We start from the raw sequence: 22348 nt of genomic DNA, 5'->3' as shown, positions 1-22348 counted from the left end.
ACCCGGTACCAGTGCAAAATATGTGATTCAACCAAAAGAAAAGAAACATGCTGAAAATTGAAAACCTCCACGCCAAGGTTGGCGATACAGAAATCCTCAAAGGGCTTTCGCTCGAACTGAACGCGGGTGAAATCCATGCGATCATGGGGCCGAACGGTTCGGGCAAATCGACGCTGTCCTACACGCTGTGCGGAAGGCCCGGCTATGAAGTGACAGAGGGCAGCGTGACTTTTGACGGGCAGGACCTGCTGGCCCTCGACCCGCATGAACGGGCTGCGGCCGGTGTTTTTCTGGGCTTTCAGTATCCGGTCGAGATTCCCGGCGTATCCAACCTGCAATTCCTGCGCGAAAGCGTGAACAGCCAGCGCAAGGCACGCGGCGAAGAGCCGTTATCCGGCGCGGAATTTATCAAGCTGGCCAAGGAGAAAGCGGGCTTGCTGCAAATGGACATGGATATGCTCAAACGGGCGGTCAATGTCGGTTTTTCCGGCGGCGAGAAAAAGCGGAACGAGATGGTGCAGATGGGCATTATCGATCCCAAGCTGGCGGTTCTCGACGAAACCGATAGCGGTCTGGACATCGACGCGCTGCGCGTGGTGGGTTCGGGTATCAATACGATCATGCGTAAACCCGACAAGGCCGTGCTGCTCATCACCCATTATCAGCGCTTGCTGGAAATCGTGAAGCCGGACTTTGTCCATGTGCTTGTCGCGGGCCGGATTGTAAAAACCGGCGGACCGGAACTGGCTCTTGAGCTGGAAGAAGAAGGTTATGAGGCGGTGGCCGCATGAGTGCGATCTTACCCCTTCCGACCTGGCGTGACGAGGCTTGGCGCTACGGTGACCTGAAAGCGCTCGAACCGGTCTGGCCCAAGCTGGCGGGACCGGAAAAGATTGTCGTGCCAGCAGGTGAAAAGCTTTCCCGCCAGATTTTCGAGCTGCCCATTCTGGATGGCACCAAAGATGGCGTAGGCATAGTCGATCTTGATATAACCATCGGCGACAACGCGGCATTTGCATTGCATATGCTGGTAAGTGCTGCCGGCTATGGCCGTGTCCAGGTCAAGGCAACGCTTGGCAAAGGCGCGCATTTTGAACTGGGCGGTGCGATATTGGGAAGCGGTTCGCAGACGCTGGAAATCGTTACCGAAGTCATCCATGCCGAGCCTAACGGGACATCCAATCAGGTGGTCCGCTCCGTCCTGGCAGAGAAAGCCACCGGCAGCTTTCTTGGTAAAGTGAATGTCGCTCGTAATGCACAAAAAACCGATGCGGCGCAGTCTGTAAAGGCCATGCTGCTCGACCGCACGGCGACCGCCAACGCAAAGCCGGAGCTGGAAATTTTTGCCGATGATGTGAAATGTGCCCATGGCGCAACCGTTGGCGAACTGGATAAGCAGGCGCTGTTCTACATGGCGTCACGCGGGTTGCCGCCGGAACAGGCGCGTAAATTGATGCTCCATGCGTTTATTGCCGATGCATTTGTCAGCATGGAAGATGATGCGGAGCGCGAAACCGCTGAACACAAGGCGCTGAATCTATTGGAGAATCTGTTATGAGTGAGGCACCCTCTTCCATGACCCTTCCGATACCGCGCTGGGAAAATGAAGGCGGCGCGATCAAATGGGACGGGTCGGCATATCACCGTTCCGATTTCCCCGGCATACCGGAGGGGTGGCATTATCTGGATACCGCTGCGACCGCGCAAAAGGCGCAGCCGGTTCTTGATGCCATTGCCCGTGCTTACGGCCCCGATTATGCGACCGTCCACCGCGGCGTATATGAACGCTCCGCCAATATGACGCTGGCCTATGAAGCGGCGCGAGGACGGCTAGCCGGGTTCCTGAATGCGGCAAGCGAGAATGAGATTATATTTACCAGCGGCGCGACGGACAGCATCAATCTGGTCGCGCAAAGCTGGGGCCAGGCCAATATCGGTAAAGACGACCGGATCATGCTGTCGCTACTCGAGCATCATAGCAATATCGTGCCGTGGCAATTGCTGGCCGAGCGGGTGGGCGCGCATATTGATGTGGCGCCTTTGACGCCGGATGGCCAGATTGACCTTGATGCCATGGAAGACATGCTGACCGAGCGGCACAAGCTGGTAGCGCTGGCGCATGTTTCCAATGTGCTGGGCTCGTTACTGGATGCAAAGCGCGCAGCGGAGATTGCGCATAAGGTCGGGGCGAAGCTGTTGCTTGATGGCTGTCAGGCCGCACCGCGGGTGCCGGTGGATGTGCAGGAAATCGGCTGCGACTTTTACGTGTTTTCTGGGCACAAGATTTACGGCCCGACCGGCATAGGTGCGCTTTGGGCGCCATACGAGATTCTTGACGCCATGCCCCCGTGGAAGGGTGGCGGGTCGATGATCGACCGGGTCAGCTTTGACGGCACGACCTATGCACCGCCGCCCGGCCGGTTCGAGGCGGGGACCCCGCATATTGCCGGTGTAGTCGGGCTGGACGCGGCGATCCAATATGTCGAAATGATCGGGCTGGATGCGATTTCCGCCCATGAAAATGCCATATTGGCCACCGCACGCGAGGCGCTTGGCGCTATTGACGGTGTGCGGCTGTTCGGTCCGGACAATGGCATGGGTATATTAAGTTTTGCGGTCGGAGACGTGCATCCGCATGACATCGCCACTATATTGGATGAAAGCGGCGTCGCCATCCGTGCCGGTCACCATTGCGCGCAGCCGTTGATGGATCATCTTGGCGTTCCGGCGACCGCGCGGGCCAGCTTTGGCATTTATAGCGACGCAGAGGATGTCGCGGCCCTGGTCCGGGGTGTGGAACGGGTCAGAAAGATTTTCGGGTAGGAACAAGCGATGAATGAAGAACGCAAAATATTGGTTGAAGAAGTGGACAGCGTTGAAAAGCCGCGCCTGGCCAGAGTCGAAGATGCTGTGGAAGATACGGCAGAAAAAACGCCTACAAAAGTCATGGCGCCTTCCCCTTACGAGGCGGAAAGCGATGTCAGCAAGCTGAACCGCAAGCGCGATTATCTGGAAGGATTTCTGGCGCAAAAGCCCAGTGAAACCCCCGCTGGGGAAGTCGGCGGCGATCTTTATGAAGCGGTGATAGAAACGCTGAAATCCATATATGATCCCGAAATTCCGGTGAATATCTATGATCTCGGCCTGATCTATGGGGTAGAGGTGACTTCCGATAGTCACGCCATCATCACGATGACCCTAACCACGCCGCATTGCCCGGTGGCCGAATCCATGCCCGGCGAAATTGAAATGCAGGTCGGCAGCGTCCCCGGCATCGGCCATGCGGAGGTCAATCTCGTCTGGGACCCGCCATGGGACCCCCAGAAGATGAGCGACGAAGCGAAACTGGAACTGGGGATGTTATAGCCCTCACCCCTGTAGGGGAGAGAGAATTTGGAGCATGAGTTATGACCGATACAAAAACCAAAACACGCGCGATACCCGCAGCGATCACCCTGACACCGGCGGCTGAAAAACGCATAGCCGACCTGATGGCCAGGGCGCCGGAAGACGTGATCGGCGTAAAACTGTCCACCCCGCGCAGAGGCTGTTCGGGGCTCGCCTATTCGGTCGATTATGTAACCGAAGAAGTGAAGTTTGACGAAAAAATCGAAACGCCGGGCGGCACATTCTACGTCGATGGCCCCAGCGTGCTCTACCTGATCGGCTCCACCATGGACTGGCAGGAAGACGATTTCACCGCAGGCTTTGTGTTCAAAAACCCCAATTCCAAAGGCGACTGCGGCTGCGGGGAGAGTTTTACGGTTTGAGAATTCACCGTCATTCCCGCGCAGGCGGGAATCCAGCTATCTAGTCTGGAAAGCGCCGCTGATCCGGCTCCAGCTTTAATTAAACGCACAACAAAAAACCCCGGCGTTTTCACACCGGGGTTTTTTGTATCTTAAACTCCCCGCCAACCTCCCGATGGATGCTGAAACAAGTTCAGCATGACGAGGGAGTCGGCGGGCGCTATGTCGTTGTTAGAGCTTCGACGTCAATTCCGGAACCGCGTTGAACAAATCCGCGACCAGTCCGATGTCCGCGATCTGGAAGATCGGAGCGTCTTCGTCTTTGTTGATGGCGACGATGGTTTTGGAATCCTTCATGCCCGCCAGATGCTGGATCGCGCCGGAGATGCCGATGGCGATGTAGACTTCCGGAGCGACGATCTTGCCGGTTTGGCCGACCTGATAGTCGTTGGGGACATAGCCCGCATCTACCGCAGCACGCGAAGCGCCGATACCTGCGCCAAGCTTGTCAGCCAGCGGGGTGATGACTTCTTCGAATTTCTCGGAAGAACCCAGTGCACGGCCGCCGGAAACGATGATTTTCGCGCTGGTCAGTTCCGGGCGTTCGGACTTGGCGATTTCTTCGCTGACGAAGGTGGAAAGACCCGCATCGCTTGCGCCGCTGACAGCTTCGATGGTGGCTGAGCCGCCTTCGGTGGCTGCCTTGTCAAAAGCGGTGCCGCGAACGGTGATGACTTTCTTGGCATCCGATGTTTTGACGGTGGCGATGGCGTTGCCGGCGTAAATAGGCCGGGTGAACGTGTCTTCGCTTTCGACAGAGAGAATGTCGGAAATCTGCATCACGTCGAGCAGGGCTGCGACGCGCGGCGCGATATTCTTGCCGGTGGTGGTGGCAGGCGCCAGGAAAGCGTCATGGCTGTCCATCAGGCTGACGACCAGAGGCGCGACATTTTCGGCAAGCTGGTTGGCAAGCGATGCGTCATCCGCAACATGCACGGTGCTGACACCGGCAACCTTGGCAACTTCTTCGCCAACACTGGCACAGCCGGAGCCGACGACGAGAGCATGGACTTCGCCAAGCTGCGAAGCGGCGGTTACAACGGCCAGCGTTGCGTCTTTCATGTTTGTGTTGTCATGTTCAACAAGTACGAGCGTTTTCATTATATGGCTCCCACAGCTTTAAGTTTGGCGACCAGCGCATCCACATCTTCAACCTTTTCACCGGCCTGACGCACAGGAGGTTCGGAAACGTTGGTGGTGGTGAGGCGCGGCGCGATATCGACGCCGTAATCGGCAGGCGTTTTTTCATCGAGCGGCTTTTTCTTTGCCTTCATGATGTTCGGCAGCGACGCATAGCGCGGTTCGTTGAGCCGCAGGTCGGTGGTAATCACAGCGGGAAGGTTCAGCTTGACCGTTTGCAGGCCGCCGTCAATTTCGCGCTTCACTTCGATGCTGTCGCTTTCGAGATTTACCGTGTTGGCGAACGTGCCCTGACCCCATCCGAGCAGAGCTGCGAGCATCTGTCCGGTCTGGTTGCTGTCATCGTCAATCGCCTGTTTGCCGGTAATCACCAGCTGCGGTGCTTCTTCTTCGACAATTTTTGCAAGGATCTTGGCAACGGCCAGCGGCTCGACTTCTTCGTCGGTCATTACCAGAATGGCGCGGTCTGCACCCATGGCAAGCGCGGTGCGGAGGGTTTCCTGCGCCTTTTGCGGGCCAACCGACACCGCGACGATTTCTTCTGCTTTGCCTGCTTCTTTCAGGCGAATCGCTTCTTCGACGGAGATTTCGTCAAACGGGTTCATCGACATTTTCACATTGGCGAGGTCAACACCGCTGCCATCGGACTTTACGCGTGGTTTTACGTTATAATCTATCACCCGTTTTACGGGCACCAGGATTTTCATTGCTGTTTCCTTCATTTAAATTTCTGCGAACGCCTTAAATTACGTTCACGTAAACGTCAAACCCCCACTTTAATGCACCATATTCCTGAACTTGCGGTGCGGTATCGTCGTGTATTTCTCTACCCAAAAGAGGGGGCGAGCGGTGGACAAAGCGCGCATTTCAACGCGGTATCGCCACCACCCTTGGACCCCTTCCCGATAGAGGAAGGGACCGATTCAAGCCGCTTTTTTCACCTGTGCGACAATTTTCTTCGCTGCATCGCCAAGGTCATCGGCAGGAACAATCGGCAGGCCGCTATTGGCCAGGATTTCCTTGCCCTTGGCGACGTTCGTGCCTTCCAGACGGACGACGAGAGGAACCGAAAGGTCCACTTCTTTTGCGGCCGCGACAATGCCTTCGGCAATGATGTCGCATTTCATGATGCCGCCGAAAATATTGACCAGAATGCCTTCAACAGCCGGATCGGCAAGAATGATTTTGAAAGCTGCGGTCACTTTTTCAGTGGTTGCGCCGCCGCCTACGTCAAGGAAGTTCGCGGGGAACGCACCGTTGAGTTTGATGATGTCCATGGTCGCCATGGCCAGACCCGCACCATTGACCATACAGCCGATATTGCCGTCCAGCTTGATATAGGCGAGGTCATGTTTCGACGCTTCGACTTCGGCAGGATCCTCTTCGGTCACATCGCGCAGTTCCACCAGATCGGGGTGGCGCATCAATGCGTTGCCGTCAAAGCTCATCTTGGTATCGAGTACGAGGAGCTGGCCATCCTTGGTTTCGACCAGCGGGTTAATTTCCAGCATTTCGCAGTCCATGTCGGTGAACGCGGTATAAAGCTGTTTGCCGAGCTTTTGTGCCTGTTTGTTAAGGTCGCCGGAAAGGCCCAGCGCAAATGCCACGGACCGGCCATGATGCGGCATAAAGCCCTGAGCAGGGTCGATGGTGATGGTTTTGATTTTTTCAGGGGTGTTATGCGCCACCTCCTCAATGTCCATGCCGCCTTCGGTGGACACGATGATCGCAATCCGGCCGGATGCACGATCGACCAGCATGGAAAGATAATATTCCTCGGCAATATCGACGCCATCGGTGACATAAAGCCGGTTGACCTGCTTGCCTTCTTCGCCGGTCTGGATGGTGACGAGGGTGTTGCCCAGCATTTCGGTCGCGTTATTGCGTACATCATCGACCGATTTGGACAAACGGACACCGCCGCCTGCATCTGGTCCCAATTCCTTGAACTTGCCTTTACCGCGACCACCGGCATGAATCTGTGCCTTTACCACATAAAGAGGGCCAGGCAGCTTTTCAGCGGCTGAGACGGCTTCTTCAACACTCAGTGCGGCGTGGCCGGCAGGGATGTTGATGCCATATTTGGCGAGTTGTTCTTTGGCCTGATATTCATGGATATTCATGGGACGATGCAACGCCTTTCTATATATCGGTTAAGCGAGTCTTGCGAAGGGCTTAAGCACAGTCAGGGCGGTAATTCCACCCTGATTTAAGATAATTTTCATGCACTATTCGGGACTCGCGCAGTTGCAAATCGCCCTTATTGCGGAGCAACCGGCCTTTTCCGCTATATATGCGCCAGAAATGCAGACGTAATGCAGGCGCAATGCAGGCGTAGCGCAGGAGTTTCGCTGCCGCAGCGGCTATCGCTAAAAAGCGCAAACAACCCCGGACGAGGTCACGACGGCCAGGATTTCGGGGTCCTGCAACGCCTTGGTCCGCTTGATAAATTCGTTGATGGTAATGTCGCCTGCATTGCGGTCACGCAGCTTGCCCAGCCCGTCCAGTTTCCGAAGCTGGAGCGGGGACAGCCGGTCCACAATCCGGTCGGCCATACAGGCGGCGACCGTTTTGGGCAGGCCGGCGCTGACCAGCGCGCTGCGCACCCTGCTTTCCGGGGTAGCGCAGGATGCCAGAGCGGCGATCAACGCTATACCGGTCCAAAAGCGCAAGGAACGCGTCGCGGCCAGACAGCGGGTCATTTCTTTTTCGACTTTGCCAGTTCGATTGCTTCGAGGATGACGCGGCGGGCATCTTCTGCATTACCCCATTTGCCGACGCGGACCCATTTTTCAGGCTCCAGATCTTTGTAATGGGTAAAGAAATGTTCAATCTGTTGCATCACGATCTGGGGCAGATCTCCGCCTTCACCAATCGCGCGGTAATAGGGGAACGTCGCATCAAGCGGAACGCAGAGCAATTTTTCATCGCCGCCATGTTCGTCTTCGAGGTTCAGCACCGCGATGGGGCGGCAACGCACCACACAGCCCGGCATGAATGGAGAGCGCGCCACTACCAGCGCGTCCAGAGGGTCACCATCGGGGGACAGGGTGTGCGGGACAAACCCGTAATTTGCGGGGTAGCGCATTGGCGTGTGCAATATGCGGTCCACGAACAGCGCGCCGGATTCCTTGTCAAATTCATATTTGACCGGTTCACCGCCAACGGGCACTTCGATAATCACGTTCAGGGATTCCGGCGGATTGTCGCCGATGGCAATTTTGGTGATGTCCATGTTCTACAGGTCCTGATTACTTGGTTTTTGGCCGCAAGAGCCGATCAATACCCCGTTCAGTTTTGTCATCCACTCCGTCCGCACTTTTAGCGGTTATTTTTCTGAGATGCGGATAGCGAAGCCCATCGGAATAATCGACCAAAAAATCACTATACGGGTCACCATTTTTTGCAAAAATCTCTATTTTACTTGTTTTCCCGCGGTTATTCTCAATCTCTTGCATCAATATATCGACGCTATAGGCCTTTCCATTGACGGCGGTAATGGCGAGCCCGGTTTTCAATCCAGCCTTGAATGCCGGGCTGTCCCAGATCACGGATTTGATCACGGCATTGTCGCTTATCACCATGCCGATCGAATGGCTCAGGTCATAATGTTTGCCGCGTATGTTGCTCGCCTTCATATAGTCGGACAGCTTGTCGTCATAGACAAGTTCATAGCCGCCCAGTGTTAGCCCGTTTGTGGGGGCGTGAACCACAGGCCGGTAAACCCGTTCGTCGACATATTCTGCCCAGTCATATGGCTGCACGGCGTTCAGGGTTTCGATCACATCGCGCAGCTCATAAGTCACCACGCCGTAATCGCCGTTCTTGCCTTTGAAAAAGCGCCTCGCAAAATCTTCCAGCGATTTTTCTCCGCCTGATTCGCGCCGGATAATCCCGTCAACCTCCAGCCAGATCAGCAGGCCATCATTATAAAAATCTTCCTGCCGCTGCCAGCTGCTCCACGGCTTGGGGCGGCGGGCGGCGATGACCGGATCGTGCGTTGTGTCGACCAGCGGTCGCCATTCCCGCCCGACCTGAAGCGTCATATTGGCGGCAATGGTGGCTAGGGCGTCCAGCGTATCCTGTTTGGAATAAAGCCCAGACCGTGCGCCCAGCACATAGCCCCAAAACTGTGTCTGTCCTTCATAGACCCAGAGCAGGTCGCTACGCATCGGTTCACGGAAATCCGGCGTCCACATGCCTGCCGGGCGGCGATATTTGCCATTCCAGCTATGGGTCATTTCATGCGCAAGCAAATTGCGGCGGCCCGGACCGTCCTTCCATCCGGTAAAATATTCGCGGTTCACGCCATTTTCCGACGAGCGGTGATGCTCTATGCCGATGCTGCCCATTTCCTCGGTCAGCGCGAGCAGGAAATCATAGCGGTCATAAGGCTGGCTGCCAAATAAAGCCTCGGCCTCTCGCACCAGCTTGCTGTGCGCGGCGATATGCGATTTTGCGGGTTTGAGAAATTTGCCATCATCCGCAACAATGTTCAGGTGAACGCGGCGGCCAAGCGCGTGGCTCTGAAAATATTTGCCCGCAAAAACCGGACTATCGACCAGCGTGTCATAGTCGGTCTTTTGATAAGCCACATAGTTCATCCCCGGGGTCATGGCGGCGCGTTTGTCCTGCTGCGCTTTGGGGCGCATCGCGCTGGCGGCTTGCCAACCGTCGGGATAGATCGCGGCGGCCTCCACCGGGATTTGCCGGACATAATAGCCAGCCGGATAAAGCGAGACCTGATGCCAGCGAAGGTTCAGCATGGACGATGCCATGACAATCCGGCCTTGTGTCGCGTTTGTCGCGGATACAAACTGGAATTTGGCGGTGATTTGCGAAACCCCCTCCGGCACAGTCAGGTGAAACGCATAGACATCGACATCATCGCGAACCCATTCCAGCACATGTCCGCCCGCGGTAAATTCCAGCCCTGCCAGTTTCTCGATCTCTCCGCGCGGGGCATGATTGCCGGGCAGCCATTCGGGATAGAGCAGCGTTAATCGCCCCGCTTTGGCCACCGGAATGGTCTGCGTGACGCGGAAAACCCCCTGCACGGTATCGCGGGCATCTACTTCTAGCCGCATGGTCCCGGGATAGGGAATGTCCTGCGCTTTGGGGATCGTATCCTGATGAGCGACATAGACCGGTTTGCTCAGATTGTCCGGCATCGCAGCAGAAGCCGCTGTGAGGGGTGAAATGAATGACAAGACAACAAGCAACTGGGCCAATGCCAGCCCCAAAAATGCAACCCGACGCATGTAAACTTGATCCCCTGTAACCTGTCTTAATGTCCTGAATGGCGATTTTCAGCCGCAACGTCCAGTGATCCGATAGGAAATACGACAATATAAGCAATAGATTTCAGCACAGGAAAACAAGGTATCTTTCGTTTTTGCGCATCACCGGCTAAAGCGCGTCCAGCAAAACACTTGGCATGTTCAGGCATAGCCCGGCTAGACCAGGCACCACAGGCACAGACAAAGGGTATCCATGGCAAAAATACAAACGCCGCAGCCGGTTCGCGGCACACAGGATATATTTGGCGAAGATCAGGAACGGTTCCAGCATGTCGTGGACGTGTTTGACCGTGTGCGGCGGCTTTACGGCTTTAAGGGCGTACAGATGCCGGTCTTTGAACCGACCGCTGTATTTGCCCGCTCGCTGGGCGAAACCACCGACGTGGTGTCCAAGGAAATGTATAGTTTTGAGGATCGCGGTGGAGACAGCCTGACCCTGCGCCCCGAATTTACTGCCGGAATCGCGCGCGCTTTTCTGACCAATGGCTGGCAGCAACATGCGCCGCTGAAAATCTCCACGCACGGTCCGCTATTCCGCTATGAACGCCCGCAAAAGGGCCGTTACCGGCAGTTTCATCAACTGGATGCCGAAATTATCGGAGCCGGCGAAGCGGCTGCGGATGTCGATCTTCTATGCTTCGCTGACCAGCTTTTGCGTGAGCTGGGCATATCCGAAGGCGTGACGTTGCAACTCAATACCCTGGGCGATGCGCAAAGCCGCGATGCGTGGCGCGATGCACTAGTCGAGCATTTTCAGGCGCACAGGGCGGATCTTTCCCCCGACAGTCAGGACCGGCTGGAACGCAATCCGCTGCGTATATTGGACAGCAAAGAGCGGCAGGACCGCCCGATCGCCGACAGCGCGCCGGATATTGATGCTTATCTGTCGAATGAGGCCAAAGAGTTTTTCGCGCAGGTGACAGAGGGGCTTGATGCCTGCCGCGTCGCGTGGACCCGCAACAGCCGCCTTGTGCGCGGGCTGGATTATTATCGTCATACGGCCTTTGAATTTGTCACCGACCGGTTGGGCGCGCAGGGCACGGTGCTGGCGGGTGGCCGCTATGACGGGCTGATCGAATCGCTGGGCGGGCCGGCAACGCCTGCCGTTGGCTGGGCTGCAGGGATTGAGCGGTTGGGGATGTTGATTGATGAGCCCGAGCGTCCCACACCGGATGTGGCACTGGCCGTCGAAGATAATGCAGCGATGAATCATGCCTATCAAATCCTTTCCAGACTGCGTGAGAATGGATTGTCCGCCGAGATGATAGCCACGGGATCGCCGCGCAAACGCTATGACAAAGCGGTGAAAACGGCTGCAAAAGTGATTATATCGTTGAATATGATCGAAGGAAAAATAACCGCGCAGCCCCGCTCATCCGAAGCGACGGACGAATATATTGCTGTCGGCAATGTGCTGGAGACATTGGCCGCAGCATCGTCTGATCTGGTTGTGAAGTCATGAGCCAAGCGAAACACCATCGTCATTCCCGCGAAGGCGGGAATCCAGCTTCTTCTTCTGCGGACTCAATTAGCTGGACCCCCGCCTGCGCGGGGGCGACGGCAGCGGCTGGCCGCAAAGCGGGAGGGCGAAACCAATGACCCGATTCTCTCCCCAACGCCTTGCGCAAATCGAAGCGCGCTATGCCGAGCTTCAGGCGATGATGGCATCCGGCAATCTGGACGGCGATAAATTTGTCGAAACGTCCAAGGAATATGCCGAGATCGAGCCCGTGGCGCAGGCCGCTGCCGAGGTCAAACGGCTGCGTGACGAACAGGCCGGGCTGGAAGAAATGCTCGCCGGTGATGATGCCGAGATGAAGGCCATGGCGGCGGAAGAAGTCGATGATGTCAAAAAGGCGCTGGCGCAGGCGGAACATGCCCTGGCGCTGCAATTGCTGCCCAAGGACGCGGCGGACGAGCGTCCGGCCATGCTGGAAATCCGCGCCGGAACAGGCGGCGATGAAGCGGCTTTGTTCGCTGGCGACCTTTACCGCATGTACAGCCGCTTTGCCGAGGATCAGGGCTGGAAGATCGAGATGATTTCTGCCAACGCATCTGAAGTCGGCGGGTTCAAGGAAGTCGTCGCCAACATCACAGGCAAGGGCGTGTTCGCCAAGCTCAAATTCGAATCCGGCGTCCACCGGGTGCAGCGCGTGCCGGAAACGGAAAGTGGCGGGCGCATCCACACTTCTGCGGCCACGGTCGCGGTTCTGCCGGAACCGGAAGAGGTCGATATCGACATCCGCACAGAAGACCTGCGTATCGACACCTACCGTGCCAGCGGCGCGGGCGGACAGCATGTGAACAAGACCGACAGCGCGATTCGCATCACCCACTTGCCCACCGGCCTGGTGGTCCAGTGTCAGGACGGCAAATCGCAGCACAAGAACAAGGCGCAAGCGCTGAAAGTGCTGAGCGCCCGGCTTTACGAGCGTGAACGCGCCATGGTAGCGAGCGAAGAAGCCGATGCGCGCAAATCCATGGTCGGCTCAGGCGACCGGTCTGAGCGCATAAGAACCTATAATTACCCGCAAGGCCGCGTGACCGATCACCGGATTAACCTGACGCTGCACAAATTACCGGAAATTATCGAAGGCAGCGCGCTTGGCGAGTTGATAGACGCCCTGACCGCCGAGGATGAGGCCAGTCGGCTCGCCAACCTGGATGGGTAATAACCACGATAACGAAACCCCTCCCCTTCAGGGGAGGGGCAAGGGGTGGGGGCTTTCCAATGTTTTGCGGGAGGCGGCCCGCGCCCTTGAACCAGTGAGTGAAACTTCGCGCCTTGATGCGGAATTGCTGATGGCGCATGCGTTGGGGATCAGCCGTTCGGACCTGTTGCTCAATCTGCCAAAATTGGCTGTCCCAGATGCCTTTGCCGCCCTTGTCGAGCGCCGCAAGGGTCATGAGCCTATCGCGCATATATTGGGAGAGCGGGAGTTCTGGAGCCTGCCATTTCAGGTTTCACCCGATGTCCTGATCCCACGCCCGGACAGCGAAATCATGATTGAAACCGCCGTGGAAATCGGCGCGGAGCGTCCGCCGCGAAACATTCTTGACCTTGGCACGGGCAGCGGCGCTTTGCTGCTCTCGGCCCTGTCAGAATTTCCGTATGCGCAAGGGGTCGGGATAGACGCCAGCGCGGCGGCGCTTGGCGTTGCCCATAATAATGCGGATCGTCTGGGGCTGGCTGATCGGGCGCGCTTTTTGCTTCTGGATTGGACAGCGCAGGACTGGACACAAATTTTGCTCCAGTCCTTTGATCGGGAGCCTTTAAGTGCGGGGCCTTTCGATCTGATACTGGCCAATCCGCCCTATGTATCGACAGAGGCCGAATTATCGCGTGAAGTGGCGGAATATGAACCCCGCGCAGCCTTGTTTGCCGGTCCGCAGGGGATGGATGATTACCGGATCATCATACCGGCTCTGCATGATCTGTTGGCTGAAAATGGCACAGCGCTGTTGGAAATCGGTTTTAATCAGGCCGATATGGTGTCCCGATTGGCTGAAAAAAACGGCTATAGCGTTGAATGTAAACAGGATTTTGGTGGTAATGACCGGATTTTGGTTCTGCGCTATTCGGCAACCTGATAGAATTTGCTTGGTTTTGACGCAGCAACAGGTTAAAGGTGGAACAGGCCCAGATGATTTCTGGCATTTCCCCTAAAATCTCTGGCCGACTCCCATATTGATAATGTTGCTGATGTCCGGCAACATTTTATCTTTTTTGGGTTGCTGGGGATCACTGAATCCACGGCACAAAGGCTGCCTTTGTGGCGGCGAAACTTTAGGAAAGACCGAATTTATTAACGGTAATAAGGACACCCAGAATTTGATGAATAATCGTCAGACCGGCCGCCGTCGTGGCCGGAACACTAGTAATAACAGCAACCGCAATCAGGGGAATCGCGGCGGTGTTGACCGCGACAACCGGATCGACAACCGCGCACGCGGCAATGCGGCCCAAATGCTGGAAAAATACAAAAAAATGGCACAGGATGCCCAGGTCAATGGCGATCGCGTCAATGCCGAATATTATCATCAATTCGCAGACCATTATTTCCGTGTTCATGCAGATACCCAGGCGCGCCGTGAAGAGCAGCGCCAGGCCCGCGATGAAAACCGGGGCCAACAGGGCGACCGGAACGACAATTCTGGCGATGACAGCGAACAGGATGATGGCGGACGACAGGACCGCAGCCCGCGTGCCCGCCAGCAGAATGACCGTCAGCAAAATGACCGTCGCCCCAAGGCAAGGGAAGAGCGGCATGACGAAAGCCATGGCAACGAAGACCAGCGCGATGAAAATGCGTCTTCTGACGGAAATGATTCAGCAGAAGCGCAGGAAGCACCGGCAGTGAAAAAACCTGTCCGTGCCCGCCGCCCGCGTAAAACGGTGGAGAAAGCCGAAAAAGTAAACGGCGAATCAAACGGCTTCGATGCCAGCATATTGCCGCCGGCGATTGCGATTCAGCCGGATGATAGCGACAGTGACGCTGACGATGTCAAAGCGGATGATAATAGCGAAACCAAGAAAAAGCCGGTTGTCCGCAAGCGTCGGACGGTGAAAGCCAAAGAGACTCAAGAGGGCGACGCTGCGGCGTAAACCCGCTCTGGGTACATCATATCGCCTCAAACCATCGCTCCCGCCCGCGCGGGAATGGTGGTTTCTGGTTTGCCCATAAGCGTAATGCGCCATCAAGGCGATAAGCGTTTAAAGCTATCGCAGGGTCATTGCGCCCCTGCTGAGAGCGCATCGCTCAACCAGTCGGGCAGGTCCAGGCCGGTAATATCCTCAACCCGGCGATGCTCAACCGACAGGGCGAGGTCCGGATAGGCGATTCGCTGGCGTTTTTCATCGGCCTGTTCCAGTGGCACGACCACCAGACGGCGATTGACCTTTTGCCGGTAATTCATCCGCGCGGTATTTTCCTGACCGATATAACAGCCTTTGCTAAAGCTTACGCCGTTGAGCTCTGCGGCATTACATTCCAGCCATAACGTCTTGTCGCTGCCCAGTTCTGCCTGCCCCTCTGTCACACCCAAAGAAAGCCGGTGCGCCCGGTAATCCTCATCGGCGCCATTTTCGCTCAAGCTGTCATTGTGCCCATCTTCCAGCCAGCGATGGCCCAGACCGGCAAGCCGCGGGTCTTCGGGTTTGCCCGCTGCATCAAGGGACCAGTGAACGGTTGTCGCCGGATCCACCTCGATCGCGATTTTCCGGCGCAGGCGATAGAGTTTCAGCCGCTTTACCAAAGCTTCGGCATGTTCCCTCTCGGCATCGATCAGGATATCGTCCCCGTCTGCCCAGAGGAAAAAATCGAACAGCACTTTGCCTTGCGCCGACAAAAGCGCAGCCCATTGGGGTGCGTCCTCCTGCACCGATGCTATATTCTGTGTCACCAGCCCTTGCAGGAAATCGCGGCAATCCTCGCCCTCTTCCCTGCCGGCTTCGGTTGCGGATACGCGGATCACCGCGCGCTGATTAAGTCTGGTTTCGGTCATAAGGATTAGGTAGGGATGCACAGCGCCAAAAGAAAGCCCGAACCATGAATCAAGCCCAGCCAGTCTCGCCCGACACCATCACCATTCGCCAACCGGATGACTGGCATGTCCACCTGCGTGACGGGGATATGTTACGCTCGGTCGCCGCGTTTACCGCGCGGCAATTTGCGCGCGCCATAATCATGCCCAATCTTTCGCCGCCGGTCACGGACACGGCCAGCGCGCAGGCTTATCGCGATCGTATATTGGCGGTTCTGGGGCCTGATACGGGCTTCACGCCGCTAATGACCTGTTACCTGACCGACACGGCGGATGCGGATGACATGGCACAGGGTTTTGAGAGCGGTGTCTTTACCGCGGCCAAGCTTTATCCTGCCAATGCCACCACGAACAGCGCCCACGGGGTGACGGATATCGCCAATATCATGCCGGTGCTGGAGCGGATGCAGGAACTGGGCATGCCTCTATTGGTCCACGGCGAAGTGACCAGCAGCGATGTCGATATATTTGACCGGGAAGCCGTGTTTATCGACCGGGTTTTGATAAAGCTGGTTGACCGGCTGCCGGGCTTGAAGGTTGTTTTTGAACATATCACGACGGCGGATGCAGCCGCTTTTGTGGACAGTGCCGGTCCCAATATCGGCGCGACGATCACGCCGCAGCATTTGCATATCAACCGCAATGCGATGTTTCAGGGCGGGCTTCGGCCGCATGCCTATTGCCTGCCCGTCGCCAAGCGGGAGCGGCACCGGCTGGCCTTGCGTAAAGCGGCTACATCCGGTTCTGCGAAATATTTCCTCGGCACCGACAGTGCGCCGCACGAGATCCATGCCAAGGAATCGGATTGCGGCTGCGCGGGGATATTCAATTCGCCTTATGCGCTGGAAAGCTATGCCAGCGTGTTCGATGAAGAGGGTGCGCTTGATAAGCTGGAAGGCTTTGCCTCTGTAAACGGTCCCAATTTCTATGGCCTTCCGCTTAATGAAGGCACGGTGACGCTGGAGCGCGCCATAACCAGCGTGCCGGATCAGATCGAGGCAGGCGCGGCAAGGCTGGTTCCGTTCCATGCCGGGCAGGAACTGGGCTGGCGGATTGCGGGATAAGGGTGCTGGCGTAAAAAGTTTAAACGACCAGAGCAGCTTTCCGCGCGGCTTCGCGCTTTATTGCGTCGATGGAAAACAGCGCCAGGCTGATCCAGATCAGTCCAAAACAGACGATATGCGACATGGTCATCGGCTCCTGATAGACAAAAGTAGCGATCAGGAATTGCAATGTCGGGGCCAGATATTGCAGCAAGCCGATGGTGCTGAGGTTCATTTTCTTGACCGCCGCCGCAAACAGCATCAACGGAATCGCCGTGACCAGCGACCCGCCGAGCAACAGCATGTCTATAGGTAAACTGTCACCAAAATGGGTGCGGGCATCGGGCGGAGAATTACCGAACGCGACCCAGAATACCAGTAATATGAAGGGCAGGAACAAATAGCTGGTTTCGATGGTCAGCCCGACAACGGGACCGACGACAGCGATTTTGCGAACAAGCCCATATAGCCCCCATGAGCCAGCCAGCGCGAGGCTGATCCACAATGTCTGCCATGCTTCGGCTGCCAGAATCGATACACCGACGCCTGCAATGGCAACGGCAATCCACTGGTTGCGGCTCAGCTTCTCCTTAAGGAATATCCGGGCCAGGAAAACGGTGCCAAGAGGGCTGATAAAATAGCCGAGACTGGCGGCAAGAATATGATCCTCCTGCACCGCCCATACATAGACGAGCCAGTTGGCCGCGATTAAAACCGAACTGGCCAGCATGGCGCGGCGTATCTGGCGGTCCGCCCATGACGCGCGCAAGCCTGACAGGTTTTTGCGGAAATAAAGCATGATAAGCAGCAACGGCACGGACCAGATGATCCGGTGCGCCACGACTTCAAGCGCCGGGACGCTTTGCAACAGCTTGAAATATATGGGCATTACGCCCCAGATCGCACAGGCCAGCAATGCCTGGATAAGCCCCAACCGGCTGGTTGATCCTTGTGCGGTCATGCTGCGGGATTAGGTCCGCGCTAACGCGGTGGCAATCAAATTTAGCGTTGGGCCCTTGGCCTGACCGGTCCGGTCAGATGACTCCGCCGCCTAACATCAGGCGCAGGGCGCTAATCGCCATGACGATCAGGCAGAAATACAGGCCGCTAGTGCGCGAGGATATCAGTCCGAACAAAGCCCCGATACCGGCAAAGGGCAGTATCAGCCAGTTGGTCCAGCCGAGCAGCGGAACCAGACCGACAAAAGTGAGAACGAGGGCTATACAGCCAATGAGAATTGAGATTAGATTAGCCATAACTGTTGTATATGCATAGAACACCTGCGTTGCAAGCATTTTGCCCCGGCCGGATGGAGGCTGGAAAAACCGGATCAGGAATATGGAGGGAAAAAGCGATGAATATCAGCGACATTAGAATTGAAATCGAACGCTTGATCCTGCGTCCGCCCAATGGCGAAGATTTTGAAGGGTGGGCAGCGTTTGAGGCAGATAAGGAAACCATGACCTATCTGGGCGGAGCCAAAAGCCGGGCGGAAAGCTGGCGGAGTTTGTGCACCATGGTTGGCGCGTGGCATGTGCGCGGATTTGCCATGTTCTCGCTCATCCTGAAAGATAGCGGCCAAGAAAATGGAGGACAGTGGATTGGCCGCATCGGGCCGTGGTATCCCGAAGGCTGGCCGGGGACGGAGGTTGGATGGGGCGTGGCACCGGAATATGCGGGCAAAGGCTATGCCCTGGAAGCGGCAGTGGCGAGCATGAATTACGCGGTGGATGTGCTGGGATGGAGTGACATCTGCCACACGATTGATCCGGAGAATCTGCCCTCGATCAGGCTTGCCGAGCGGCTTGGCTCCACTAATCGCGGACCAACGCGGCTGCCGGAGCCGCATCAGGATGCGCGGGTTGACGATTGGGGCCAATCGCGGGAACAATGGCTGGAAAACAGAAAGAAATTTCAATAGGCTGATGAAAGATCAAATATTTGGCCGAAAAATATAGAACCTAAAATAGGGCTAAAAGCCAAAGGGAGAGAATGACCATGACGGAAGAACGCTATCTGGATCCGACGCGGGAGAGTTTTGACGCATTCAAGGCGCTGCCCCGCGATGTGCCGATCAACATGCTCAATCTTTTGCAATTTTACGATTCTGCGCAATATCCCGAAGACCATCTCAACGCGGCAAACGGATGGAGCGGCGCACGCGCTTACAAGGAATATAGCAAGACCAGCGGGCCGGTTTTCCAGCGGGTCGGCGGAACGATCATCTGGCGCGGAGCGATGGAATCGATGGTCATCGGGCCGCAGGATGAAAAATGGGACAGCGCCTTTATTGCCCGCTATCCCAGCAGCGCCGCCTTCATGGAAATGATTACCGATCCCGATTATAAAAAGGCGGTCGTCAACCGTCAGGCCGCTGTACTGACATCCCGCCTCGTCCGGTTCGGAGAGCTGGGCGGCGGCGACGGCTTTGGCTGAACATCCCGAAACGGGACAGGTGATAATCAGATAGTGGCGGGTTAAGCCATTGCTGCTAACCGGTAATTAACTATTCCCGGTGCAGTTTCGCATTCAAAATCACGGAGCATTTTGCATGGTACAGCTATCCCGCACTCTTTTGCTGGCGATGACGGCATCTCTTTTGCCGCTGACCCTTGCCGCATGTGGCAGCAACAAGGACAATGACGCTGAGCTGGCGGAACTGGATGACAACCTGACCGTGGATCCGGCGATGCGGGAAGCGCTGGAAGGGCCGATCATGGTTGATCCCGACCTGACGGACCAGTCCAACAGCAATGCGATTCGCCGCGCCAACGGTCCGGTTAACGGCATGGTCCCGCCCGTCGTAAATCAGGCAGGCCAGATAAAGGGCAAGTTGCTAAGCGCGCCGAAACCGCGCCTGATGACCGCCAATGATGAATGTGAAAATTGCGCCGGATTGAACGGCATTACATTGGGTGCCAAGTCTGCGGCCCAGAATGCCCAAAGCGGAAACGCCATTTGCGACCGGAAAATCAGCTATGACATGGGCTGGGCCAACCGGATGCCGGCGGAATTCCCGATATACCCCAAAGCCAATATCAGGGAAGCAGCAGGCGCCGATTCGGGCGCATGTGACATTCGTCTGGTCAGCTTTACGACCGGCGGCACGATCAAGAATGTCGTGGACTATTATTACACGCTGGCCAAGCGCAGCGGCTATAGCACGGAATATCTGTTGCAGGACAACAAGCATGTGCTGGGCGGAACACGCGCGTCCGACGATGGTGTCTATCTGGTCACGGCTAGCAAGAATCCCGGCGGCGGCACGCTTGTCGATATTGTCGCTACCAACGGAAATTAGCAGCAGTTATCCGGCGGATTCACTTATTTGAATGAACAGCCGTTAGCACTGAGCTTGTCGCAGTGCGTTTCTCAGGCGGGGCATCCAGCTTATAGACGTGCTTCGACAGGCTCAGCACTAACGGAACTGGGCGTAGTTAATGACCCAAATCTATTCGCGGTAACTTCCCCCGCCATCGACGGTAATGTCATTGGCAGTCGTGAAGCTGCTCGCGTCACTGGCGAGCCACAGCATCGCATCGGCCACTTCGCGGGCCAGTCCGACCCGCTTGATCGGATGGTTGCGGTTAAACACTTCCACCGCTTCTTCGTGTGAGCCGGGATAGGCGGCAAGGTAACGCTGATACATGGGTGTATCAATCGCGCCGGGATGGACAGTATTGACGCGCACCGGATAATTTTGCGCAGCGCAGTGCAGGGCAAGGGATTTGCTGAGCGCCGTGACGGCGGCCTTGCTGGCGCTATAGGCCGCAAATTGCGATCCGGGACGCATGGCCAGCATCGAACCGATATTGACGATGGTGCCGTCTTCACCGCTTTCCAGGATAGCAGGAAGCCCCACCCGGCACCCGTTAAACGTCCCGTGCAGGTTAATATCAATCGTCCGGTTCCAGCTTTCCAGATCCACCGTATCAACCGGCCCCGGTTCGGAGATGCCCGCAACATTGAACAAAGTCGTCAGCTTGCCGAATTTAGCCTTGGTCGCCGCAACCGCCGCTTCCCACTGGTCCAGATTACGGACATCAAGCTCCACTGCCGCCGCACGATCTCCCAGCGACGCCGCATGGGCCTGCGCCTTTTCAAGTTGGATATCGCCCAGCATGACGGAGCCGCCCTCTTCGACGAAGCGTTGCCCCGCCGTGCCGCCAATTCCTTCGGCTCCGCCGGAAATCAGCGCGACCTTTCCGTCCATCATGCCCATATATCGGCCCCCTTGTCTGTGTTCAGCGTTTATCAAATTGAATGGGAAGGCTTGTCAGGCCGCGCAGCATCATGTTGGGCGGATAGACAAGCTCCGCGCCTTCCCTGATCCGGATATTATCCATCCGTTTGGCAAATTGCTGGAATGACACGGTCATTTCCTTGCGCGACAACATATTGCCGACACACATATGTATGCCTTTACCAAAGGCCAGATGGGTGCGCGCGTTCTTGCGGTCCACGCGGAATTCGTCGGGATTTTCAAAATGCTTCGGATCACGGTTGGCGGCATGATAGCGCATCATCACCATCGCGCCCTTGGGCAGCTTGACCCCGCCCAGCTCCGCATCACGGTGCATCACTCGCCAGATGCCGGAAGATCCGCTCGACATGCGCAGCACTTCTTCGACCGCATTGGGAATGAGCGAGGGGTCATCCTGAATCTTTTTATACTGGTCCGGGTTTTCGGCGAATAATCGCACGCCCTCACCCAGGGCGGCGGTCGTTGTTTCGTTTCCGGCCACCATCAGCTGTTGCACAATGGAAAGTGATTCCGCGTCATCCAGCGGCCGTTCACCATCCACCCGGGCATTGACCAGATCGGAAAGAATGTCGCTTTTCGCCTCTTTACGGCGGTCATCCATATTGGCTTTCAGGGCAAGTTGAAATTCAACCACCTCGCACGCGGTTTCCAATTGCCGCTCACGGGTCATCATGCCGGACAGGCGATCTACAAAAGCGTTGGTCCATCGTTTGACGGTCTCTGCATCGGCATGGTCCAGCCCAAGTTGCCCGGCAATGATCTGCACCGGCATCGGGACGGCATATTCCTCCATGAATTCGCATTCGCCCTTGTCGATAAAGCCATCGATCAGGGCGTTGGACATATCCCTTATGCTGTCTTCCAGCTTGTTGACCTTTGGCATCGAGAAGGCAAGATTTACCAGCTTGCGAAAGCGGGTATGGATCGGCGGGTCCGCCGTCAGCAAAGTATCTACCTGCGGATAGCCTTTTGACAAGATGGCCTGTAATTCTTCGTCATTATCCAGTTCTTCCGCGCTTTTACCGCCAGAAAGCTGCGCGTTGAAATTGTTGGAAAAATCATCCAGACGGCCCACCGCTTCACTAATCAAGTCATAGTCAAGGACGATATAGGCCCCGCTGGCTTCATCCAGATAGACCGGCGATTTCGCCCGCTGTTCTTCGTAAAAATCATATGGATCAGCCAAAATATCGGGCTGGAATAGGGATTGGGCGGTCGGTTTGTTCATCTGTTTAAATCCTGTTTAGC

Annotated in this window: 24 protein-coding genes; 13 read left to right on the top strand and 11 right to left on the bottom strand. The window is 56.4% G+C overall.

What is annotated here, in order from left to right; genetic code table 11:
• Positions 1-47: 47 nt before the first annotated feature.
• Genes sufC through VIN76_RS07085 form a run of 5 tightly spaced genes read left to right on the top strand, consistent with a single transcriptional unit; the run spans position 48 to position 3770 of the window.
• On the top strand, positions 48-791 hold the full coding sequence (gene sufC / locus VIN76_RS07105) for a Fe-S cluster assembly ATPase SufC (protein ID WP_332041137.1): 744 nt from the start codon (positions 48-50) through the stop codon (positions 789-791).
• Positions 788-1558 carry a SufD family Fe-S cluster assembly protein gene (locus VIN76_RS07100; protein WP_332041136.1) on the top strand — a complete coding sequence of 257 codons (771 nt, stop codon included), beginning with the start codon at positions 788-790 and terminating at the stop codon, positions 1556-1558. Before sufC ends, VIN76_RS07100 begins: the two co-directional genes overlap by 4 nt.
• Positions 1555-2823: a cysteine desulfurase gene (locus VIN76_RS07095; RefSeq protein ID WP_332041135.1), complete on the top strand. Its 1269-nt coding sequence runs from the start codon at positions 1555-1557 to the stop codon at positions 2821-2823. Before VIN76_RS07100 ends, VIN76_RS07095 begins: the two co-directional genes overlap by 4 nt.
• A 9-nt stretch (positions 2824-2832) precedes the next feature.
• Complete coding sequence (locus tag VIN76_RS07090) at positions 2833-3366, top strand: SUF system Fe-S cluster assembly protein (RefSeq protein ID WP_332041134.1); 534 nt, start codon at positions 2833-2835, stop codon at positions 3364-3366.
• Positions 3367-3407: 41 nt separating this feature from the next.
• The gene (locus tag VIN76_RS07085) at positions 3408-3770 is read left to right on the top strand and encodes an iron-sulfur cluster assembly accessory protein (protein ID WP_332041133.1); all 363 of its coding nucleotides are present in this window, start codon (positions 3408-3410) and stop codon (positions 3768-3770) included.
• Positions 3771-3980: 210 nt separating this feature from the next.
• Here the strand turns inward: VIN76_RS07085 and VIN76_RS07080 are convergent, their stop codons facing one another.
• From VIN76_RS07080 to VIN76_RS07055, 6 genes are all read right to left on the bottom strand, one after another.
• Entirely contained in the window at positions 3981-4910 is a 930-nt protein-coding gene (locus VIN76_RS07080) for an electron transfer flavoprotein subunit alpha/FixB family protein (protein ID WP_332041132.1), read from the bottom strand.
• Positions 4910-5656 carry an electron transfer flavoprotein subunit beta/FixA family protein gene (locus VIN76_RS07075; RefSeq protein ID WP_332041131.1) on the bottom strand — a complete coding sequence of 249 codons (747 nt, stop codon included), beginning with the start codon at positions 5654-5656 and terminating at the stop codon, positions 4910-4912. The genes VIN76_RS07080 and VIN76_RS07075 overlap by 1 nt, the downstream gene beginning before the upstream one ends.
• A 216-nt stretch (positions 5657-5872) precedes the next feature.
• Positions 5873-7072 (bottom strand): ADP-forming succinate--CoA ligase subunit beta, encoded by a 1200-nt coding sequence (sucC, locus tag VIN76_RS07070; RefSeq protein ID WP_332041130.1) that lies wholly within the window; start codon positions 7070-7072, stop codon positions 5873-5875.
• 246 nt (positions 7073-7318) lie between these two features.
• Positions 7319-7651, bottom strand: a complete 333-nt coding sequence (locus tag VIN76_RS07065; RefSeq protein ID WP_332041129.1) for a hypothetical protein — start codon at positions 7649-7651, stop codon at positions 7319-7321.
• The gene (gene ppa / locus VIN76_RS07060; protein ID WP_332041128.1) at positions 7648-8184 is read right to left on the bottom strand and encodes an inorganic diphosphatase; all 537 of its coding nucleotides are present in this window, start codon (positions 8182-8184) and stop codon (positions 7648-7650) included. The genes VIN76_RS07065 and ppa overlap by 4 nt, the downstream gene beginning before the upstream one ends.
• A gap of 16 nt (positions 8185-8200) precedes the next feature.
• Complete coding sequence (locus VIN76_RS07055) at positions 8201-10210, bottom strand: peptidase M61 (RefSeq protein ID WP_332041127.1); 2010 nt, start codon at positions 10208-10210, stop codon at positions 8201-8203.
• 232 nt (positions 10211-10442) lie between these two features.
• On the opposite strand from VIN76_RS07055, the gene hisS reads away from it, so the two are divergent.
• From hisS to VIN76_RS07035, 4 genes are all read left to right on the top strand, one after another.
• A complete protein-coding gene (hisS, locus tag VIN76_RS07050; protein WP_332041126.1) occupies positions 10443-11711 on the top strand; it encodes a histidine--tRNA ligase in 1269 nt (422 codons plus the stop codon).
• A 133-nt stretch (positions 11712-11844) separates the two neighbouring features.
• A complete protein-coding gene (prfA, locus tag VIN76_RS07045) occupies positions 11845-12921 on the top strand; it encodes a peptide chain release factor 1 (RefSeq protein WP_332041125.1) in 1077 nt (358 codons plus the stop codon).
• Positions 12914-13840 carry a peptide chain release factor N(5)-glutamine methyltransferase gene (gene prmC / locus VIN76_RS07040; protein ID WP_332041124.1) on the top strand — a complete coding sequence of 309 codons (927 nt, stop codon included), beginning with the start codon at positions 12914-12916 and terminating at the stop codon, positions 13838-13840. The genes prfA and prmC overlap by 8 nt, the downstream gene beginning before the upstream one ends.
• Positions 13841-14084: 244 nt before the next feature.
• A complete protein-coding gene (locus VIN76_RS07035) occupies positions 14085-14855 on the top strand; it encodes a DUF4167 domain-containing protein (RefSeq protein ID WP_332041123.1) in 771 nt (256 codons plus the stop codon).
• 125 nt (positions 14856-14980) lie between these two features.
• On the opposite strand, the gene VIN76_RS07030 is transcribed toward VIN76_RS07035, so the two are convergent.
• On the bottom strand, positions 14981-15754 hold the full coding sequence (locus VIN76_RS07030; RefSeq protein ID WP_332041122.1) for a folate-binding protein: 774 nt from the start codon (positions 15752-15754) through the stop codon (positions 14981-14983).
• 44 nt (positions 15755-15798) lie between these two features.
• On the opposite strand from VIN76_RS07030, the gene pyrC reads away from it, so the two are divergent.
• Positions 15799-16857 carry a dihydroorotase gene (gene pyrC, locus VIN76_RS07025; protein ID WP_332041121.1) on the top strand — a complete coding sequence of 353 codons (1059 nt, stop codon included), beginning with the start codon at positions 15799-15801 and terminating at the stop codon, positions 16855-16857.
• Positions 16858-16876: 19 nt separating this feature from the next.
• Here the strand turns inward: pyrC and rarD are convergent, their stop codons facing one another.
• Positions 16877-17797 carry an EamA family transporter RarD gene (gene rarD / locus VIN76_RS07020; RefSeq protein WP_332041120.1) on the bottom strand — a complete coding sequence of 307 codons (921 nt, stop codon included), beginning with the start codon at positions 17795-17797 and terminating at the stop codon, positions 16877-16879.
• Between the two features lie 73 nt (positions 17798-17870).
• Positions 17871-18092, bottom strand: coding sequence for a hypothetical protein (locus tag VIN76_RS07015; RefSeq protein ID WP_332041119.1), 222 nt, complete (start codon positions 18090-18092; stop codon positions 17871-17873).
• A 98-nt stretch (positions 18093-18190) separates the two neighbouring features.
• On the opposite strand from VIN76_RS07015, the gene VIN76_RS07010 reads away from it, so the two are divergent.
• The 3 genes from VIN76_RS07010 (at position 18191) to VIN76_RS07000 (ending at position 20137) form a co-directional block, all read left to right on the top strand.
• Positions 18191-18757 (top strand): GNAT family N-acetyltransferase, encoded by a 567-nt coding sequence (locus VIN76_RS07010; RefSeq protein ID WP_332041118.1) that lies wholly within the window; start codon positions 18191-18193, stop codon positions 18755-18757.
• Positions 18758-18828: 71 nt separating this feature from the next.
• On the top strand, positions 18829-19272 hold the full coding sequence (locus VIN76_RS07005; RefSeq protein WP_332041117.1) for a DUF1330 domain-containing protein: 444 nt from the start codon (positions 18829-18831) through the stop codon (positions 19270-19272).
• Between the two features lie 115 nt (positions 19273-19387).
• Positions 19388-20137 carry a hypothetical protein gene (locus VIN76_RS07000; protein WP_332041116.1) on the top strand — a complete coding sequence of 250 codons (750 nt, stop codon included), beginning with the start codon at positions 19388-19390 and terminating at the stop codon, positions 20135-20137.
• Between the two features lie 150 nt (positions 20138-20287).
• Here the strand turns inward: VIN76_RS07000 and VIN76_RS06995 are convergent, their stop codons facing one another.
• Entirely contained in the window at positions 20288-21052 is a 765-nt protein-coding gene (locus tag VIN76_RS06995) for an SDR family NAD(P)-dependent oxidoreductase (protein WP_332041115.1), read from the bottom strand.
• Between the two features lie 28 nt (positions 21053-21080).
• Positions 21081-22328 (bottom strand): cytochrome P450, encoded by a 1248-nt coding sequence (locus VIN76_RS06990; protein ID WP_332041114.1) that lies wholly within the window; start codon positions 22326-22328, stop codon positions 21081-21083.
• Positions 22329-22348 lie beyond the last annotated feature (20 nt).

The organism is Parasphingorhabdus sp., from assembly GCF_036568145.1.
GTDB lineage: Bacteria > Pseudomonadota > Alphaproteobacteria > Sphingomonadales > Sphingomonadaceae > Parasphingorhabdus.
The sequence above is the reverse complement of the archived record's forward strand: the minus strand, read 5'-3'. Positions and strand labels throughout refer to the sequence as shown.

Coding starts and splice junctions, on each gene's coding strand:
- sufC (WP_332041137.1), top strand. CDS start 48: ATGCTGAAAATTGAAAACCTCCACGCCAAGGTTGGCGATACAGAAATC.
- VIN76_RS07100 (WP_332041136.1), top strand. CDS start 788: ATGAGTGCGATCTTACCCCTTCCGACCTGGCGTGACGAGGCTTGGCGC.
- VIN76_RS07095 (WP_332041135.1), top strand. CDS start 1,555: ATGAGTGAGGCACCCTCTTCCATGACCCTTCCGATACCGCGCTGGGAA.
- VIN76_RS07090 (WP_332041134.1), top strand. CDS start 2,833: ATGAATGAAGAACGCAAAATATTGGTTGAAGAAGTGGACAGCGTTGAA.
- VIN76_RS07085 (WP_332041133.1), top strand. CDS start 3,408: ATGACCGATACAAAAACCAAAACACGCGCGATACCCGCAGCGATCACC.
- VIN76_RS07080 (WP_332041132.1), bottom strand. CDS start 4,910: ATGAAAACGCTCGTACTTGTTGAACATGACAACACAAACATGAAAGAC.
- VIN76_RS07075 (WP_332041131.1), bottom strand. CDS start 5,656: ATGAAAATCCTGGTGCCCGTAAAACGGGTGATAGATTATAACGTAAAA.
- sucC (WP_332041130.1), bottom strand. CDS start 7,072: ATGAATATCCATGAATATCAGGCCAAAGAACAACTCGCCAAATATGGC.
- VIN76_RS07065 (WP_332041129.1), bottom strand. CDS start 7,651: ATGACCCGCTGTCTGGCCGCGACGCGTTCCTTGCGCTTTTGGACCGGT.
- ppa (WP_332041128.1), bottom strand. CDS start 8,184: ATGGACATCACCAAAATTGCCATCGGCGACAATCCGCCGGAATCCCTG.
- VIN76_RS07055 (WP_332041127.1), bottom strand. CDS start 10,210: ATGCGTCGGGTTGCATTTTTGGGGCTGGCATTGGCCCAGTTGCTTGTT.
- hisS (WP_332041126.1), top strand. CDS start 10,443: ATGGCAAAAATACAAACGCCGCAGCCGGTTCGCGGCACACAGGATATA.
- prfA (WP_332041125.1), top strand. CDS start 11,845: ATGACCCGATTCTCTCCCCAACGCCTTGCGCAAATCGAAGCGCGCTAT.
- prmC (WP_332041124.1), top strand. CDS start 12,914: ATGGGTAATAACCACGATAACGAAACCCCTCCCCTTCAGGGGAGGGGC.
- VIN76_RS07035 (WP_332041123.1), top strand. CDS start 14,085: ATGAATAATCGTCAGACCGGCCGCCGTCGTGGCCGGAACACTAGTAAT.
- VIN76_RS07030 (WP_332041122.1), bottom strand. CDS start 15,754: ATGACCGAAACCAGACTTAATCAGCGCGCGGTGATCCGCGTATCCGCA.
- pyrC (WP_332041121.1), top strand. CDS start 15,799: ATGAATCAAGCCCAGCCAGTCTCGCCCGACACCATCACCATTCGCCAA.
- rarD (WP_332041120.1), bottom strand. CDS start 17,797: ATGACCGCACAAGGATCAACCAGCCGGTTGGGGCTTATCCAGGCATTG.
- VIN76_RS07015 (WP_332041119.1), bottom strand. CDS start 18,092: ATGGCTAATCTAATCTCAATTCTCATTGGCTGTATAGCCCTCGTTCTC.
- VIN76_RS07010 (WP_332041118.1), top strand. CDS start 18,191: ATGAATATCAGCGACATTAGAATTGAAATCGAACGCTTGATCCTGCGT.
- VIN76_RS07005 (WP_332041117.1), top strand. CDS start 18,829: ATGACCATGACGGAAGAACGCTATCTGGATCCGACGCGGGAGAGTTTT.
- VIN76_RS07000 (WP_332041116.1), top strand. CDS start 19,388: ATGGTACAGCTATCCCGCACTCTTTTGCTGGCGATGACGGCATCTCTT.
- VIN76_RS06995 (WP_332041115.1), bottom strand. CDS start 21,052: ATGATGGACGGAAAGGTCGCGCTGATTTCCGGCGGAGCCGAAGGAATT.
- VIN76_RS06990 (WP_332041114.1), bottom strand. CDS start 22,328: ATGAACAAACCGACCGCCCAATCCCTATTCCAGCCCGATATTTTGGCT.